The organism is Trichococcus sp. ES5 (genome assembly GCF_900067165.1).
Classification (GTDB): Bacteria; Bacillota; Bacilli; order Lactobacillales; family Aerococcaceae; genus Trichococcus; species Trichococcus flocculiformis.
This window is the reverse complement of sequence record NZ_FJND01000008.1, coordinates 62,075-79,038: the sequence shown is the minus strand read 5'-3', so window position 1 is coordinate 79,038 and position 16,964 is coordinate 62,075. Positions and strand designations below refer to the sequence as shown.

Below are 16,964 nucleotides of genomic sequence, written 5' to 3'. Positions count from 1 at the left end.
TTCACAAAAAAACAAAAATATCCGCACGCCGCCGGGGAAAGCCTCCGCATAGGCGGATTCGGCCTGTCCTTCCGGCAGAATGCGGAAAGTTAATCAGTTATTCAGATAGCTTTTTCTCTGTTGGCTTGCGGCGTGCGCCTTTATTTTTCTGATCTTTGGAGCGGATTTTTTTCTTTTTCGTTTTTTTGGCGACTGCTTCTTTCTTAGCCTCTTCCTCTTTCGAAGCAACCAAGGCAGCTTTTTTCTGGATTTTAGCAGCTTTGGCGACGGCCGGTTTCTGCGCATCGCGGATGGCGTCACGGGATTCGCGGCTCGGCAACTGATCAACGAGCTCGCCACCGTAGATGAAGAATTCCTTCACTTCTTCCGGATGCGGGGCGAAACGTTTGATATCGCGGCTGTTGCGATCATTCACCAATGACAGCACAATCCCTTTTTTGCCCATCCGGCCCGTACGTCCGGAGCGGTGCAGGTAGGTTTCCTTCGATAGCGGCAGATCGTAATGGATGACGTAAGGCAGATCCTGGATGTCGATCCCGCGGGCGGAAACATCCGTTGTCAGCAGAAAGGTCACATTGCCTTTGCGGAATTCATCCATGGCGTTTTTACGCTGGGCTTTGCCGTAATCGCTGTGCAGCATGCGGACATTGATGCCTTCGAACTGCAGTTTTTGCGCCAAATAATCAAGTTCCTGCGTAGCATTTACGAAAACGAGCGCCTGCATCTCTTCCAGATTGCCCAAACGGCGCAACATTTCGGCGCGTTTGCGCGTAGGTGCCTCGATGAAGCCGTGAATCGTTTGGTCCATGAACTGGCCTTCTTTTGTCGTGTCGAACCAAAGCGGCTCGGTGTTGAACCACTTTTGGATGTCCTTCAGGTTTTCGCTGTTCGTAGCCGAAAAGAAACCCATCTGACGGGAACCCGGCATTTTTTTGATCAACTCGCGCAGGGCGCTCAAGTGCTCCTCCTGCATCAGATAGTCCGCTTCATCAAGGATGACCGTCTTGATGTTGTGCAGTTTCAGTTTTTTCTGGTTGGCCAATTCCAACAATCGTCCCGGTGTTCCGACCACGATTTCCGGTTTTTCCTTCAGCTTGTCGATCTGACGGCCGACGTTCGCGCCGCCGATGATCACTTGCGCGCTCAAGTCCTTCAGGGAACCCCACTCCGCCAAAACGTGGCCTACTTGGTGAGCCAACTCCTGCGAAGGCACAAGCACCAACAATTGCAGCTCTTTGTTGGCATCCGTTCTCTGCAGCAACGGAATGGCATAAGCCAACGTTTTACCCGTTCCTGTCGGCGATAGACCGACGACATCCTTGCCTTGCAGCAACGGCTTGAAGACATTCTCTTGGATTGGGGTCGGCAGCTGAAAACTCATCTCATGCCAGTATTTTTCGAATGGCATTGCCATTTCTTCCATCATCATCATTCATTTCCTCATTTCTTATACTGCGGCGCATACCTGTTGCAGGTACAACAATCTGTCTTACGCCTCGTCCAGATCCGCTGGGTAAACGATGCCCGCTTTTTTGCGCAAGGCCTCCATCGTCCGGTTAACGTCCCGGCTGATCTGCGTCCAACGTTCGTAGTCTTCTATAGTATCAGGATTTTCCGGATCATTCAAGACGCGCGCGAAGGCACGGACTTCGTCGTCCATGAAATGGCCGGTTGCTTTTTCGGCCAATTGATACCGTTCATCGGTCTCGCCGTCCACCAGTTCGACCGATTGGATCAAATTGATACCATCGAGAAGCAAGGTTTTTTTGCCGCTGTAGATTTCAGGATGGGCGAAGGAATTGTAGATTTTCGACGTATGCAAGGTGACGGAGTAATACGGATATTTCAGCAACATGGTTCCTGCCCCGTCCACGCCCGTCTGGATTTTCTTGTCGGCATAATCAACGTCATCAGGCACACCGAACCAAGCGATAGCAGCGTACAGCAAATATACGCCCAAATCTGCAAGCGCCCCGCCGGAAAAAGCGAGCGAGAAAATATTCGGTTCTTCGCCGGCTAAGACTTGGTCATAGCGGGAAGAGTATTTTGCATAGGTGAAGTTAGCGCCGTCGATTTCTCCCAATTTGGCGATTTCATTCCGGACCAGCTCGAAGTTTGGCTCATGCAGATGGCGAGCGGCTTCAAACAGGAAGACATTATTGGCTTTGGCCGCCGAGAAGGCAGTTTCCCATTCTTTTGTATTCGAGAAGATCGGCTTTTCGACGATAAGATGCTTGCCGTTGGCGATGGCCGACATGGCTTGCTGGAAATGGAGGCTGTTCGGTGATGCGATGTAGATGGCATCGACTTCCTCCAAGGCAGTGAATTTTTCCAAGTCCGTGACGAAAATATCCGCACCGTAGCCTTCTCCAAAGCTTTGGGCGGTGAACTGGCTGCGGCTGTAGACCGCTTTTATTTCGAATTGTCCGGATGCTTTGGCCGCTGTTGCGAATGCATGCGCAATGCTGCTTGTTCCGATGATGCCTAATCTGATCATGGTTTGATCCCCTCACTCATTGTTTTTTTTGAAACACTCTATTCCCATTCTACACTAATCGAAGGTGGATTGCTTATTGATAGCCATTATTTTGAACCCAAAAACAGCATCCCGGCACAAACCGGATGCTGGCGGCATAGATTATGACTGTTGCTTTTCCGCTTTTTTCAGTTCTTGGCGCTGCTTCAGGCGTTTTCGCTTTTCGGCTTCCGTCAGCGGCGCATAGTCCTTCAGATCCGGCAGAGCGCCGACGGACACTTCCCAGAGATAGAGACTCGCGACCGAACCGTATGGCGCAAAACGCCGTTTGTATTTCTGGAACAATGGCTTGGTGATTTTGCGGTGATGATAAACCATCCGCAAGCCGCGATGGATAGCGAGGTCATCCCAGCTCATTACATCCTGACGGCCCATCGAAAAGATCAGCAGCATCTCGGCTGTCCATTTACCGATGCCGCGCAGCTGCGACAACTCGGCGATAACCGCTTCGTCACTCATATCCTTCAGCGCCTCCAGATCACAGGCACCGGAAATGACTTTCTCGGCAGCCTCACGGATATAGGTTGCTTTACGGGTCGATAGGCCACACTGCTGTATTTCTTCGATGCTCGCCCGGCAGATGCGATCCGGTGTTATCGCCCCAATAACGGCAAGCATCCTTTTCCAGACGGTTTCCTGAGCTTTCATTGAAATCTGCTGGCCGACGATATTGTTGACGAGCGCGGAAAAAAGATCCGCATCGATCGGCCGCTCGATCGGTCCGATCCGGTCGATGACGTCCGCCAGAATCGGATCCTTGGCCTTCAGACAGCGGATCGCTTCTTCATCATAATAAAAATTCATTTATTCCACCCTTGCTCTGCATATTTTTCAACCATAACCCCTTCCCCCCATAAGAAAAGCTGGAGACTCGGAAGCCCCCAGCTTTGATTTGATTGGCATCACTTACTGTTACGGATGTCGACCCCGATTCTCTTACCGAGATTGTGGTCTTGGTGCCCCTTCACGAAGTTGCTGTCTTTCTTGATGCGGGTGATTCTTTCTAATTCCTCATCCGTCAAACTAAAATCGAACAGATCAAGATTTTCCTTCATTCGGTCGGCATCCTTTGTTTTCGGAATCGGAATGAGGTCGCGTTGTACGGCCCATCTCAGTATGATCTGTGCCGGTGTTTTATTATATTTTTCAGCTATTTTCATAACTATGCCGTCTTCCAAAGCTCTTCCCTTAGCCAATGGGCTGTAGGCCATCGTCATAATGTTATTGTCGTAGCCGAAGTCATCCACTTCCTCCATGAGGTTGAATGGATTGATTTCCAATTGGTTCACGACCGGTTTGATGCGGGAGTTCTCCAATAGTTCTTTCAGATCCCCACGCATGAAGTTGGAGACGCCGATGCTGCGGACGATTCCGGAATCCTTGGCTTCCTCCAAGGCTTTCCAAGTGGCTGCAGTTACACCTTCATCAGGGCTCGGGAAGTGGATCAGAAAAAGATCAATGTACTTCAGTCCGAGTCGGTCGAAGCTTGCACGGATAGCGTCTGTTGCTTTTTCGAAGCCCATGTCGTCTTTACCGAGTTTGGTCACGACAAAAATATCATCTCTGGAAATGCCTGCGTTGATGGCTTTATGGATACCGCGGCCTACGCCGACTTCGTTTCCGTACATGCTGCCTGTATCAATCAGGCGGTAACCACGCATGATAGCCATGAAGACCATTTCTTCAGCCTCATCATTGCTCACGTTCCAAGTTCCGTATCCGATTCCGGGGATTGTAAAACCATCATTCAAAGGCATTCTGTCCATTAAGCTCTTCACCATGATAACCCACACTCCTTCTACTTATTACCTTAAGTGTAACGCAATTTCCTCAGAAACACAAAATTATTAATGCGCTTACAAAACAAAACGGAGGAAAAACATTTTCCTTTCCTCCCCCAACCAATCCAAACGGTCATATTTCCAAAGATTCTGAAGTGGAGCCGTTCGTTAAGGTCACGACGACCATTTCCGGTCGGTTGTTGATCCGGAACGGGAATGAGGACCCACCGATGCCCCGGCTGACGACCAGTTTCTTTTCCGGATCCGTGGGCAACAGATAAACGCCCTCGGTATGCCTTGGCATCCGCCCTTGTCCAGGAGCATAGAGTCCACCCAATCTCGGGATGCGGATCTGGCCGCCATGAGCATGGCCAGCGAAGGTGACATCAGCTGATTTCTCCGGATCGGTATGGTACTTCAGAAAATGTTCCGGTCGGTGTGCCAACAAAAGACGTGTTTGGCCTTGCCAATCTTTTCTCAGCCTGATTTTTTTCAGAAAGTCCTTCGCGATTTTCTGAATGGCCGAGCTTTTGTCGCTCAGTCCCATGATCACGACAGGCTTGCGGCCCTTTGCAAGGACGCTGATTGCTTCATCGTCCAGAAAACGGATGCCTGCCTGCTTGTACAAACCCAACACGATAGTGAACATCGGAGAATGGCGGTCATGATTACCTGTTATGGCATAGGTCGGCGCAATCGCCGTCAGTTTCCGGAACAGTTTTTCCGCGACTGAAGGATCAAAAGTACCATCCCCTTGAATCTGATCACCAGTAAGAAAGATAAAGTCCGGATTCGCTGCTTTGGTCATGTCTATCAGCTTGTTCAAATCGACTTTTTCTTTCGGCAAATGGATATCGGAAAGCTGGACTATCTTCAGCCCTTCGTTTTCAGGTGCCAGATTCTTTACCGGTATGGTGTACTCGGTTTTCTGGATCCAAGTGTTTTGGAGATGCAGATAGGCCACTGTGCCCGCCAAAACGGCAGTCTTCAGCAAGCTTTTGTTTTTTACGTTCATATTTATCATCCTCTATCTTCAAGAAACCCTATTGTTTCCTCTATTCTAATGCTTTGGAGCGTTTCAGTCAAAATAAAACGGTTGGTTCTTGTGACCGTCGGAAGCGATTATCGGAGCTGGGTAATTTTCCTGAAACCATAAGGATGTTGTCCGATACGGTTCAAATAGGTGCTTTTTGCTTCCTATTAAATAATTAGCATGTTATGTTTAATATATGAATATTACTCTTCAACATTATAACACCAACACGAAAGGACTGAATCTATGAGAATATTTACAGAAAAATTAAGGGAAGTCCTGCAGTCCGTGCTGCCGATCACAGCGCTTGTTGTGCTGCTCCATTTCACCTTGACTCCGCTCGAAACCATTGATCTGCAGCGTTTCCTGTTCGGGGCATTCTTGATCATCATCGGCCTGTCGATCTTCCTTTTCGGTGTGGATCTGGGCATCACACCGATCGGGAAATTCCTCGGAAAAGGGTTGGCCCGCAGCAACAGCATGAAATATGTACTTGGGATGGGGCTTGTGCTAGGATTCTTCATCTCGATTGCGGAGCCGGATCTGCATATTTTAGCGACGCAGGTTTCCGAGGTCACAAACGGCATGTATCCGAAAAACCTGCTTTTGATCGTCGTTTCCGTTGGCATCGCCGTTATGCTGACAATCGGTCTTTTCCGGATTGTTTACCGTTATCCACTGAACAAGACGTTCACTTTCCTCTACCTGGCCATCTTCGGCTTGGCCTACTTCAGCACCAACGACCTGTTCGCCATCGCTTTTGATGCTTCCGGATCGACGACCGGCGCTTTGACAGTGCCCTTCATGTTGGCTCTGGCAGTCGGCGTCGCATCCCTGAACCGGAAGACGCAATCAGCCGAGGAGGATAGTTTCGGTCTGGTAGGGATCGCCTCAGCCGGTGCCATCCTGGCCGTATTGATTTTGGGATTGTTCGTCCGTTCCGACGAACCGCTCTCGGGATCGATACCCGGACACGAAGCGGTCGCCGCGAATTGGCTTGCACCATTCCTGCACGAGTTGCCGAAAATAGCGGGCGAAATCCTGTTGGCCGTTTCACCGATTCTGATCATTTTCGTGCTCAACCATGTCTTCTTTGCTGATCAGAAACTCTCCAAACGTGCTTTCCGCCGTATTTTCTTGGGTATGGCCTATCTGTTCGTCGGTCTGGTGCTTTTCCTGACCGGCGTGAATGCCGGCTTCATGGAAGTCGGCCGCAAACTCGGCATGCTGATTGCCGGGATGGACAGCTCCATTCCGGTCCTGATCGTCGGTTTTGTGCTGGGGGTATTGGTCATTTTGGCGGAACCTGCGGTATATGTATTGACGCATCAAATAGAAGATGTTACAACAGGGTATGTAAAGCGCGGTATCGTGCTGGGTTTCTTATCCGTAGGCGTCGGCCTGGCCGTCTTGTTGTCGGTCGTGCGCGTGCTCGTACCATGGCTGCAGCTGTGGCACTATCTCGTCCCCGGTTATCTGATTATCCTCGCCCTCTCCTATAAAGTTCCGAAGCTGTTCGTCGGGATCGCCTTTGATGCGGGCGGCGTGGCTTCAGGCCCGATGACGGCGACTTTCATTCTAGCATTCATTCAGGGTGTTGCGGAAATCACACCGAATGCCAACGTGCTCTTGGAAGGCTTCGGGATGATTGCGATGGTGGCGATGATGCCGATCATTTCGCTGCAATTGTTGGGCGCCATCTATCAGCGCAACAGTATAAAGGAGGGTCTCTAATTGACCGAACAAGTTGAAAACAAAAAATTCTACGATGTCATTTTTGTCGTCGTTAACATCGGCAAAGCCAGCCGCGTGCTCGAAGAAGCCAAAAAGTGCGGTATCACCGGAGGGACCATCCTGCATGGTTCCGGAACGGTTTCCAGCGCTTTATTGCGCACAATCGGTTTTTATGAAGTAAAAAAAGAAATCCTCTTTATGGTCTGCGCGCGAGATAAGACGCAACCTACTGTCGAACACATCAGCTCACTTTTCCATTTCGAGTTGCCGAATCGTGGCATTCTCTTCACAAGTCCGATTTCGCACTTGCTGGGTACGCATGGCGAACGCCTGCATATGGATGAAAAAGATCCCCATCCAACTTCCGGTCATGAAGTCTTCTTTACGCTCGTTGACGGCGGATTGGGTGACGATGTCGTTGAAGCAGCGGCTGCGGCTGGCGCACGCGGCGGCACCCTTTTCCACGGGACTGGCGCTTTTGCGGATAAATGCCGAAAAGTGTTCGGGATCGAACTCGACAACGGCAAAGACATCATCATGAACTTGGTCACCTCCGAGGTCGCTCTTGCAGTGGAAACCGCCATTGTCGATCAGATGCAGTTGGATGTGCCGGGTAACGGCTTCCTGTTCAGCTTCGATGCCGAGAATGTACGTGGTTTGCGTTAAAGAACATACGATTGATGATCAGATTCATTGGACCCGGATCGGCGTGTGATGCCGATCCGGGTCTTTTGTTTTGCCTGCGGTGCTGTATCATGTTCTGGTTGTCCGATTCTTCGTAGTTATCGGACAATCCTAGACATTTTTTTGTTTTTAGTCACTTTCGTTGCATATTGCGCGAGCTGTTCCCCACTTCACAATCTGTTTTACGAACTGTATCAACATCCTTAGCAATCTAAGCGACTTTTATGAGAAAATATGCTAATTATGTTCAATCTTTTTAGTGAAATTCGTTTATAACAGCAACTAAAACTGTATTATTAACGCATATAAAACGGTTGCTTTCAGCTTGGATACATGCTATCTTATGTCTAGTTCTTATTCGAGGAAAAAGGAGAGGTTTCACGGATGGTAAAGAAAAAGAGAGTTTTATTTGGCGGTTTGACAGCATTACTGGGTTTGACTTTGGCGGCTTGCGGTAGCGGCGAAATAGTCGACAGCAGCGCTATTGATACAGCGGTGTTAACTGATTCAGAAACAGCATGGGACAAGATCGAGGAAGCCGGTGTTTTGAAAGTAGCCACTTCCGGAACGCTCTACCCTAATTCTTATCACGACAAGGAAACCGACGAACTGACCGGTTACGAGGTGGAAATTATCCGTGAAATCGCTGAACGCATCGGCGTGGAAGTGGCATTCACAGAAATGGGCGTGGACGGCATGCTGACTTCCGTCAACAGCGGCGCAGTGGATGTTGCAGCATTCGGGATCGACCGCAATGGCGAAAATGCTGACAAATACAATTACACAACTCCTTACAAATATTCATTCGGAGCCATGGTTGTCCGTGAATCCGATAATTCCGGCATCGAAACGCTGGAAGATTTAAAAGGTAAAATCGCTGCCGGTGCGGCAACGACAACCTACATGAAAGTCGCCCGTTATTTCGGAGCGGAAGAAAAAATCTACGACAACGCGACAAACGACATGTACCTTTCGGACGTAGCGAACGGCAGGACGGACGTTATTCTGAACGACTACTACGCACAAAAATTGGCGACTGCCGCTTTGCCTGATATCCCGGTAAAAGTGCATGACATTTTCTACAACCCATCCGAAACTAATTTCTCCATCAAAAAAGGCAATGACAAATTGACCGAGAAATTCAACGAAGCTTTGGATGAAATGCGTGCTGACGGAACTTTGGCGGAATTATCGAAACAATTCTACGATGGCGCTGACGTGACTGTGCAGATCGAATATGATTTCCCTGTGATCGACGTAAGCGACGTAGACTAGACCTATAGAATGGAAATGTAAAATAAAATTGTAAAGCAGAAAGGTGGGCGAGACATGTCAGGCATCCAATGGCAGTATATCTTCAATCCGGAGTTGGCTCTCGACAGCCTCCCGTACGTCCTCAAAGGGATGGGCTATACTCTTGGAATCGCGTTGACTAGCATGGTGAATGGCACGCTGCTTGGCTTTGTTCTTGCGATGCTGCAGTTGGCCAAGTTGAAACCACTACGCTGGCTAGCGCGGCTCTACATCTCCTTCATGAGGGGAACGCCTACGTTGGTCATTTTGTTCCTGCTTTACTTCGGCTTTCCGTTCATCGGCATCCAATTCACTGCCGTCACGGCGGCCATCATCGGCTTCAGCTTGAGTTCGGCCGCCTACAGTGCGGAAATCATCCGCTCATCGCTGAATTCCGTCAATCACGGGCAATGGGAAGCGGCGTATGCGTTGGGGCTGAAATGGTCGTTCATCATGCGCAAAGTGATTGTGCCGCAAGCAATGCGAATCGCCATTCCGCCGATGAGCAACGTGCTTTTGGACCTGATCAAAGGGTCTTCCTTGGCGGCGATGATCACCGTTCCGGAAATGTTCCAAAACGCCAAGATCGTCGGCGGCCGCGAGTTCGACTACATGACCATGTACATCTTGGTCGCGCTCATCTACTGGGCAATCTGCAGCGTCTTCGCTGCCTTCCAGACACGCATCGAGAAGAAATTATCTATGTATGTGGAATAAGAAAAGCTGAACGGGTTCGTTCAGCCCTGATTAAGGAAACACTGTGACCTAATCGGTCAAGTGTATCATGCCTCTAAGCGATTGAAATCGCAAGAGTCATGACAATTTAGGAAATCTGTCCTTGCAACGTTCCCTACGGTCACCTTGTACTGGGGCTCTAAGGGATGAATCCCTAAGAGTCCCATGCAACTGAGCATCGAAGAGCGCAATTGCTGAGAGACTTTCTGCGTCAGCAGATTAGTCGAACAGTATGTCTTGGCTAGCAGAGACAAGAGGTTCCTTATTCCTTTTTCCGAAGGGCTAACCCGTGAAGCTGGACATCATTTTAGATGCATGAAACATTTTGCAAACTTGTGAAACACCTACGATGATGCACTTTTCACTCTGAAAAATTTTATAAATTCCTGTATATTGACAAAAGAGGCAACCTCACATTTTTGAGTGAGGTTGCCTCTTTTTCAGTTTAATTTCTTAACTATTTCAGATACTTTTTCTAAACGCTCTATCGTATTGGATCTTGAACGGCTTATTTTTCTCGGTACGTTTTTTCTGATTTTTATTCTGACTACAGGTTTCCCTCCAGGACTTCTAATGGTCCCTTCAAATACCCTTACTTCAGCAGAAGGCCTACTGTTTTCTGCTTTTTTGTTGACTTCCAACTCTTTTTTTACCTCATCAGGCAACGCCATATAGATCAGCATCTGCGAAGAACCCGAAGCAACAGACTTCCCTTGCTCCCATGACCTGATGGTGGATATGTTCATATTAACGATCTCCGAAAACTCTTTCTGCGTAATCCCTAATACGGTCCTGAATAATTTATAAAAAATCTTTTTCTCAAAGGCTTTGCCGGAATTCAGCAGTTTTATCAAGGCTTTCTTGTTGCTGTCTTCCTTCTGTTCCTCTACTTTATTCTTTAAATCATAATAGATGTTAAAAAATTTACCTTCATCTGATTTTTCAGGTGTGCCAAATAGAAATTCTTTTAATTGGAACTCATCAATAGCGTAGTCTATCATCAACTCTTCTCTGGTAACTTCCAGAGCTGCCATAAAATGTTGCATTTCCAAAGATTGCTTCCCAAAAGGAGCGTCATACCGACTCTTTTCGTCTTTAAAAGACTTCAACTCAGTATATTGCTCAGAAGTAAGATGCTCCTTACTCATCAGTATCATCCCTTTCCAGTTGTTCGATCATGTCTTGTATCTCTACGGAACCATCCAAAGACAACGCCATTATATCCGTCTTATCAACATTTCGTTGTCCAGAGTAGCTCGATGGTGTGAAGGAAGGGTTAGAATACGCCTTGTCAAATACGCCAACAACATATTTATTGTATGAATATTTTCCGTCAATCTCAACCATTTCCTGACCTAGCTGAAAAATACCCCTTAAGATGATATCATTGTCTCCAAAAATTTCTTGCCTGGCTCCCTTTAAACGTGAATTCAAATCCAAACGAAATTCATAGATACGATTCCCTGTTGAGAGTTGCTTATTTTTCAACTTTTGAATGATTCTTAGCCTCATCTCCACCTCATGTTCCCTAACACGAATAGCGATTGACTTATCTTTAGGAACCGTAAAGTTATCCCACCAATCGAAATCATATCCATTAATCTGTTCCAAAACAGCGACAATAAATTTGTAAAGTGCTAGCGATTTGATATCATCTCTAGTGTCCAATTCGGCTAAATAGTGATGCAATACCTCATCTGATTGAACCTGGTTGCTATCGATGCTGTACCAGCCATCAACTTCACCGAGTCGGTTTATCCTTACCATGATTTCCCACAACTCCTCAGGGCGCAGTATAGCAGCAACCTCATAAAAAGTAATATTTTTTATCACACAACATTATAAGGTACCCATTCTTATTAGTCAATTAATCCAATTTCAAATTCCGGTCGATTTGAAATTAACTTAGTTCTCAAAAAATGGCCTGCTAAAGATAAAATACGCAAAAAGCAGGCTATTACGGGCCTGCTTTTTGCGTATTCTGGAAGCCGGAGTCGGGGCCGGCTTCTTTTATTTATCGTTTTACTCGGAATAATGTAGTTAGAAAAGCTTATTTGATCTTGTTTCTGAGCACCATCGGCAAGATCCCTTTGTTACGGTAGTAGTCGATTTCGATTTCAGAATCCCGTCTTGCGATGACCTGGAACGTTTTTTCCGTTCCGTCCGCTGCACGAGCTGTGACAGTGATCACTTCATTCGGTTTTACATCATCCGTGATCGCGATCGCGTACTCTTCCAATCCTGTCAATCCCAGTGTATCCGCATCTTCGCCTTTCAGGAATTCCAGCGGAAGCGCGCCCACCATGATCAGGTTGGAGCGGTGAATCCGTTCGAAACTCTTGGCGATGACTGCATCGACGCCCAACAGTCTGGCGCCTTTTGCTGCCCAGTCACGGGAAGATCCCATCCCATAGTCGTCTCCGGCCAGGATGACCAAACCGGTGCCATCTTCTTTATATTTCACGCTGGCATCGAAAATCGGCATGATTTCGTTGGTCGGGATGTATTTGGTGAATCCGCCCTCCAAGCCATCCGCCAAAGCGTTTCTCAGGCGGATATTGGAAAAAGTACCGCGCATCATCACTTCATGGTGTCCTCTGCGGCTGCCGTACGAGTTGAAGTCTTTCGGCTTTACGCCACGCTCCATCAGATATTTTCCGGCTGGGGACTTCATTGCGATGGCTCCGACTGGTGAAATGTGGTCGGTTGTGATCGAATCCTGGAACTTCCCTAAAACGCGCAATCCTTTCAGCGTCGTGATCGGCTCTGTCTCCAATTGGAAGTTTTCGAAGTATGGCGGATTTGCGATATAAGTCGAATCGGCATCCCAATCGTAGACCGGTTTATCTGCGGATTCAATTTTGTTCCACAAGTCGTTTGAATCGAATACGGAACGGTATTCTTCTTTGAACATATCCGCCAGAACGGATTCGTTCACGACTTTTTGGACTTCTTCATTGCTCGGCAAAATGTCCTTGAAGTAGACTGGCTGGCCTTCTTTATCTGTCCCGATCGGATCGGTGGCCAGATTCACTTTGACGTTGCCCGCCAAGGCGTAAGCGATGACCAAGTGCGGCGCTGCCAGGTAGCCCGCTTTGACTTCCGCATGGATGCGTCCTTCGAAGTTGCGGTTACCGCTCAATACAGCTGAAAGCAGGATGTTGCCCTCTTTGGCCGCTTCGCTGACTTCCGGTCTCAGTGGTCCGGAGTTCCCAACGCACGTCATGCAGCCGTAGCCGATGATGTTGAATCCCAATGCTTCCAGGTAAGGCAATAAGCCCGATTTTTCATAATAGCGCGCCGTCACTTTTGATCCCGGCGACATGGAGGTTTTGACGTAGCGTTTGACGGTCAACCCTTTTTCCACTGCATTTTTGGCCAACAAAGCCGCGCTGAGCATCAGGTACGGGTTGCTTGTGTTCGTGCAGCTGGTGATGGCTGCGATCGATACGGCTCCGTTTTCCATTTCTTCTTGGTAACCGTCCTCGTAAGTGATCGTCACTTTGTTGTCGATATCGGCTGCATCCAATCCGTAGCCTTGGTTCCCCATCGGAGCGGAGTAGGCTTCGGTGAATTTGTCGCTGACATCGGAAAGTTTCACCAAGTCCTGCGGTCTTTTCGGACCGGCCAAGCTTGGTTCCACTGTTGAAAGGTCGATTGCGATCAGTTCGGAATATTCCGGTTCGATTGTATCATTGTAGAAAAGATGGTTCGCTTTGACATAAGCTTCGATTCTGTCCACTTTGGCATCTTCTCTGCCGGTGAAGCGCAGATAGCCCAATGTTTCGTCATCAACCGGGAAGAAACCGCAAGTAGCTCCGTATTCCGGTGCCATATTGGCGATGACCGATCTGTCGGCGATCGTCAGGTTTTTCAGGCCGTCGCCGAAATATTCGACGAACTTTCCGACCACTTTTTGCTCACGCAATACCTGGGTCATTTTTAAAGCCAAATCAGTCGCGGTTGCACCATTTTGCATCTTGCCTGTGAAGCGAACGCCAACGACATCCGGCAGTTGCAGATAGCACGGTTGACCCAGCATGCCTGCCTCCGCTTCGATGCCGCCGACTCCCCAACCTAGGACACCCAAAGCATTGATCATCGTCGTATGCGAATCGGTTCCCACCAAAGTATCCGGGTAGAGGATGGTTTCCCCATCGACATCAGCTTCTTTGACCACATCAGCCAAGTATTCCAAATTCACCTGATGGACAATACCTGTCGCTGGCGGCACCACACTGAAGGAATCGAATGATTTTTCAGCCCAGCTGAAGAACTCGTAACGTTCGCGGTTGCGATCGAACTCAATTTCTGCGTTCATTCTGAAGGCATCATTGAATCCGGAGTAGTCGACTTGAACGGAATGGTCGATGACCAAATCCACCGGTATGTCCGGATTGATGATCGCGGAGTCTTTACCCAATTTATCGGTCACATAACGCAAAGCCGCCAAGTCAACGATTGCCGCTCCGCCTGTCAAATCCTGCAGAATGACACGGGATGGTTTGAAGGGGATTTCAGTTTTCACTTCATTGAGGGGCTTCCAATTAGCCAAGGACAGGACGTGTTGTTCCGCGATGACCTTGCCGTCTGCTTGCCGCAACAAGTTTTCCAGCAAGACACGGATGGAGTACGGCAATTTCGCGATCGTCACTTGTCCATTTTCCAATGATTTCAGATCATAGTACTTGTAGTCCTGACCATTTGTGGTGATGGTTTTGATTGATTTCTGTTTGCTGTTCATAGTACCTCTCCAGTTTTTGAATTCTTGTATTTACTTAATGTGATTGTATCCCTATAATGAACATAAATGAAATATATATTATTTATGTAAATCATAATCAAAACTTATGATAAGGGGATGATTTTTTGGAAATGAAAGATATCGAATACGTGAAGGCCATCCATGACTGCGGCAATTTGACGCGCGCAGCGGAATCGCTTTACATTTCGCAACCTTCATTGAGCATGTACATCAAAAATATGCAGGCCCGCTTGGGATTCCCAGTCTTCAATCAAATCGGAAAGAAATATGAACTGACTTTCCTTGGCGAACGTTTTTTGGCTGCCGGAATCGAGATTCTGCGTATGCGCGAAAACTTTTACGATGAAGCTGCCCATATATTGGACAACAAAATCGGCCGTCTGCGCGTTTCCATTCCCTTCATGCGCGGCTCCTATCTGGCTCCTGATATCTTGCCGAAATTCAATGAAATCTACCCAAATATCGAAGTCGAGTTAATCGAAGAATCTTCCAAAGTTGTGGAAGAAAAAATCAACAACGGCGAAGCGGACATCGCGATCATGAACATGCCGCACCACGCTTTGAATTTGGACTTTGAAATCATCAAATCGGAAGAGATCCTGTTAGCTGTGCCCTCAGGACATCCTTGCATCAATCAAGGGAAGCCTAATCCGAAGAGCAGCTACCCTTCCATTGATCTGCATTTGTTCAAAAAGGATCGGTTCATTCTGCATTTCCCCGATCAGCGCACCGGCCAGATTGCCGAAGCGATTTTTGCGGAACAGCATTTCGTCCCCAATAAAGTTACGCATACACGCAATATTGAGACTGCCGTCAATCTGACGATGACGGGATATGGCATCTCCTTCTTGAACGAGACCCATATCCGCCATTTGAAATTCGGCAATGCGCCGCGCTTTTTCTCTTTCGAGGGCAAACCGCATTATGCGGAAATGATCGTTGCTTACCGCACAGGGAGAAAACTGCCTCCTTACATCAGAACCTTGATTGATCTTTGCCGAGAAGTCGTTTGATGCTTAATTGAACAAGAACGGCAACGGAATCGCACCGATCAGAATAGCGATGATGGTTTGAATCGCGAAGCTCGGAAGACCCCATTTCATGTATTCTTTTGAGTAATCACCAAAGCTGACTTCTGTTCTGTCAACCAAAACATAAAGGAAGGCTACTAATGGACTTGCAAAACGGATGGCTTGACCCATCAAGGAAGCGACACCGATTTCAGTCGGTGTTGCACCGTATTGATAAGCAATTGGTGCCAACACCGGCAGGATTCCAAAGTAGAAAGCGTCATTCGGCAAGAAGAACAACCCTGGTAAAGATATCAAAGCCAGGAATAATGGAATGTAGGCACCCATCGTTTCCGGAATCATGCCAGCCATTTGTTGTGCGATGGCTTCACTCATGCCGCTGCCATTCAGAACACCCATGATAATACCTGCTCCATAAACCAAACTCACTGGACCTAATGCTTCTCCGCCATTTGCGATCAAACGGGAAGATTGCAGATTCAACTGTCTGTAGTTGACCAGCAAAGCGATGGCTGTACCAAGTACGAACAGGATACCGCCATTGATGATGTCCATGATCAACATTGTCATGATTGCCGCGGTAAGAATAAAGTTGAACCAAATCAATTTAGGGCGTTTCAAATACGCATCTTTTTCATTGATTTCTTTAATGATGTGTTCCAAGTCGCTGTCATGGATGATGCCGCCATCCGCTGTATAGCCCAGACGAGCGCGCTCTTTTTTACCGTAGTAGTAGCACATGTACAACGCCAGAATCGTTGCGCCGATCATACCCGGGATAACGGGTACGAAGAATTCTTTCGGTGTCAAGTTCAGCACCGGCATCGCACGTGCCATCGGGTCACTCCAAGGAACCAAGTTCATTACCGAGTTGCTGAATCCGATGATGACCGCCAAGTAAAGTTGGTTCATCTTCATTTTTTTGAAAAGCGTCAGAACCGCTGTCGTTACGATCAACACAGTCGTTGTCCCGTCACCATCCAGCGACACGATCAAAGAGATAATACCAGTAGCGACACAGATCTTCATTGGATCGCCTTTTGCCCACTTGATCATCTTTGTAGCCAAGGGATCGAATAGACCGACATCCAACATAACCGAGAAGTACAGGATGGCGAACAACAATAATGTAATCGTTGGGGCTACACCTTTGCTGATAAGTGTCTTGTTCTCATCCAGCGAGTAATACAAACCTCCAAAAATCCAATCAAATACTTCCAAAAGTGGTGTTCCACTTATAAATGCTGCGGCTAAACCAAAAACGACGGGAACTAAAATTAATGCTGCAAAAGGTGACATTTTTTTGGCCAATAACAAAACCATGAAGGTAACAATCATCCCATGGCCTAACAAAGCTAACATTTCAACACTT

At 47.8% G+C, this 16,964-nt stretch carries 14 protein-coding genes; 5 read left to right on the top strand and 9 right to left on the bottom strand.

Annotated elements, in window-relative coordinates; translation table 11 throughout:
• Positions 1 to 97: 97 nt before the first annotated feature.
• From TES5_RS08170 to TES5_RS08150, 5 genes are all read right to left on the bottom strand, one after another.
• Complete coding sequence (locus TES5_RS08170; protein WP_232309328.1) at positions 98 to 1,432, bottom strand: DEAD/DEAH box helicase; 1,335 nt, start codon at positions 1,430 to 1,432, stop codon at positions 98 to 100.
• A gap of 57 nt (positions 1,433 to 1,489) precedes the next feature.
• On the bottom strand, positions 1,490 to 2,497 hold the full coding sequence (locus TES5_RS08165) for a Gfo/Idh/MocA family protein (protein ID WP_068561374.1): 1,008 nt from the start codon (positions 2,495 to 2,497) through the stop codon (positions 1,490 to 1,492).
• Between the two features lie 141 nt (positions 2,498 to 2,638).
• The gene (locus tag TES5_RS08160) at positions 2,639 to 3,340 is read right to left on the bottom strand and encodes a DNA-3-methyladenine glycosylase family protein (RefSeq protein WP_068561373.1); all 702 of its coding nucleotides are present in this window, start codon (positions 3,338 to 3,340) and stop codon (positions 2,639 to 2,641) included.
• Between the two features lie 98 nt (positions 3,341 to 3,438).
• Positions 3,439 to 4,317: an aldo/keto reductase gene (locus tag TES5_RS08155; protein WP_083546465.1), complete on the bottom strand. Its 879-nt coding sequence runs from the start codon at positions 4,315 to 4,317 to the stop codon at positions 3,439 to 3,441.
• Positions 4,318 to 4,450: 133 nt separating this feature from the next.
• Positions 4,451 to 5,332, bottom strand: coding sequence for a metallophosphoesterase (locus tag TES5_RS08150; protein WP_068561372.1), 882 nt, complete (start codon positions 5,330 to 5,332; stop codon positions 4,451 to 4,453).
• Between the two features lie 264 nt (positions 5,333 to 5,596).
• On the opposite strand from TES5_RS08150, the gene TES5_RS08145 reads away from it, so the two are divergent.
• The 4 genes from TES5_RS08145 to TES5_RS08130 all read left to right on the top strand — a co-directional run bounded on the left by TES5_RS08145 (position 5,597) and on the right by TES5_RS08130 (position 9,778).
• Positions 5,597 to 7,084, top strand: coding sequence for a DUF1538 domain-containing protein (locus TES5_RS08145; RefSeq protein ID WP_068561371.1), 1,488 nt, complete (start codon positions 5,597 to 5,599; stop codon positions 7,082 to 7,084).
• Positions 7,085 to 7,750 (top strand): hypothetical protein, encoded by a 666-nt coding sequence (locus TES5_RS08140; RefSeq protein WP_068561370.1) that lies wholly within the window; start codon positions 7,085 to 7,087, stop codon positions 7,748 to 7,750.
• A 402-nt stretch (positions 7,751 to 8,152) separates the two neighbouring features.
• Positions 8,153 to 9,043 (top strand): transporter substrate-binding domain-containing protein, encoded by an 891-nt coding sequence (locus TES5_RS08135; protein ID WP_068561369.1) that lies wholly within the window; start codon positions 8,153 to 8,155, stop codon positions 9,041 to 9,043.
• Between the two features lie 54 nt (positions 9,044 to 9,097).
• Positions 9,098 to 9,778: an amino acid ABC transporter permease gene (locus TES5_RS08130; RefSeq protein ID WP_068561368.1), complete on the top strand. Its 681-nt coding sequence runs from the start codon at positions 9,098 to 9,100 to the stop codon at positions 9,776 to 9,778.
• 458 nt (positions 9,779 to 10,236) lie between these two features.
• On the opposite strand, the gene TES5_RS08125 is transcribed toward TES5_RS08130, so the two are convergent.
• The 3 genes from TES5_RS08125 to acnA form a co-directional block, all read right to left on the bottom strand.
• Entirely contained in the window at positions 10,237 to 10,944 is a 708-nt protein-coding gene (locus TES5_RS08125) for a helix-turn-helix domain-containing protein (protein ID WP_068561367.1), read from the bottom strand.
• Complete coding sequence (locus tag TES5_RS08120) at positions 10,937 to 11,563, bottom strand: hypothetical protein (RefSeq protein WP_068561366.1); 627 nt, start codon at positions 11,561 to 11,563, stop codon at positions 10,937 to 10,939. Before TES5_RS08120 ends, TES5_RS08125 begins: the two co-directional genes overlap by 8 nt.
• Positions 11,564 to 11,846: 283 nt before the next feature.
• Positions 11,847 to 14,540, bottom strand: coding sequence for an aconitate hydratase AcnA (acnA, locus tag TES5_RS08115; protein WP_068561365.1), 2,694 nt, complete (start codon positions 14,538 to 14,540; stop codon positions 11,847 to 11,849).
• 131 nt (positions 14,541 to 14,671) lie between these two features.
• Here acnA and TES5_RS08110 point away from each other — a divergent pair, with 131 nt between their 5' ends.
• Positions 14,672 to 15,574 carry a LysR family transcriptional regulator gene (locus tag TES5_RS08110; protein ID WP_232309331.1) on the top strand — a complete coding sequence of 301 codons (903 nt, stop codon included), beginning with the start codon at positions 14,672 to 14,674 and terminating at the stop codon, positions 15,572 to 15,574.
• 3 nt (positions 15,575 to 15,577) lie between these two features.
• Here TES5_RS08110 and TES5_RS08105 read toward each other — a convergent pair whose 3' ends face one another.
• Positions 15,578 to 16,954 carry a CitMHS family transporter gene (locus tag TES5_RS08105; RefSeq protein WP_068561363.1) on the bottom strand — a complete coding sequence of 459 codons (1,377 nt, stop codon included), beginning with the start codon at positions 16,952 to 16,954 and terminating at the stop codon, positions 15,578 to 15,580.
• Positions 16,955 to 16,964: the final 10 nt, after the last annotated feature.

Bases quoted from the DNA above. Each gene is read 5' to 3' on its own strand.
- TES5_RS08160 (WP_068561373.1), bottom strand. From the start codon at position 3,340: ATGAATTTTTATTATGATGAAGAAGCGATCCGCTGTCTGAAGGCCAAG.
- TES5_RS08125 (WP_068561367.1), bottom strand. From the start codon at position 10,944: ATGAGTAAGGAGCATCTTACTTCTGAGCAATATACTGAGTTGAAGTCT.
- TES5_RS08145 (WP_068561371.1), top strand. From the start codon at position 5,597: ATGAGAATATTTACAGAAAAATTAAGGGAAGTCCTGCAGTCCGTGCTG.
- TES5_RS08120 (WP_068561366.1), bottom strand. From the start codon at position 11,563: ATGGTAAGGATAAACCGACTCGGTGAAGTTGATGGCTGGTACAGCATC.
- TES5_RS08105 (WP_068561363.1), bottom strand. From the start codon at position 16,954: ATGTTAGCTTTGTTAGGCCATGGGATGATTGTTACCTTCATGGTTTTG.
- TES5_RS08135 (WP_068561369.1), top strand. From the start codon at position 8,153: ATGGTAAAGAAAAAGAGAGTTTTATTTGGCGGTTTGACAGCATTACTG.
- TES5_RS08155 (WP_083546465.1), bottom strand. From the start codon at position 4,317: ATGGTGAAGAGCTTAATGGACAGAATGCCTTTGAATGATGGTTTTACA.
- acnA (WP_068561365.1), bottom strand. From the start codon at position 14,540: ATGAACAGCAAACAGAAATCAATCAAAACCATCACCACAAATGGTCAG.
- TES5_RS08110 (WP_232309331.1), top strand. From the start codon at position 14,672: ATGAAAGATATCGAATACGTGAAGGCCATCCATGACTGCGGCAATTTG.
- TES5_RS08130 (WP_068561368.1), top strand. From the start codon at position 9,098: ATGTCAGGCATCCAATGGCAGTATATCTTCAATCCGGAGTTGGCTCTC.
- TES5_RS08150 (WP_068561372.1), bottom strand. From the start codon at position 5,332: ATGAACGTAAAAAACAAAAGCTTGCTGAAGACTGCCGTTTTGGCGGGC.
- TES5_RS08165 (WP_068561374.1), bottom strand. From the start codon at position 2,497: ATGATCAGATTAGGCATCATCGGAACAAGCAGCATTGCGCATGCATTC.
- TES5_RS08170 (WP_232309328.1), bottom strand. From the start codon at position 1,432: ATGATGATGATGGAAGAAATGGCAATGCCATTCGAAAAATACTGGCAT.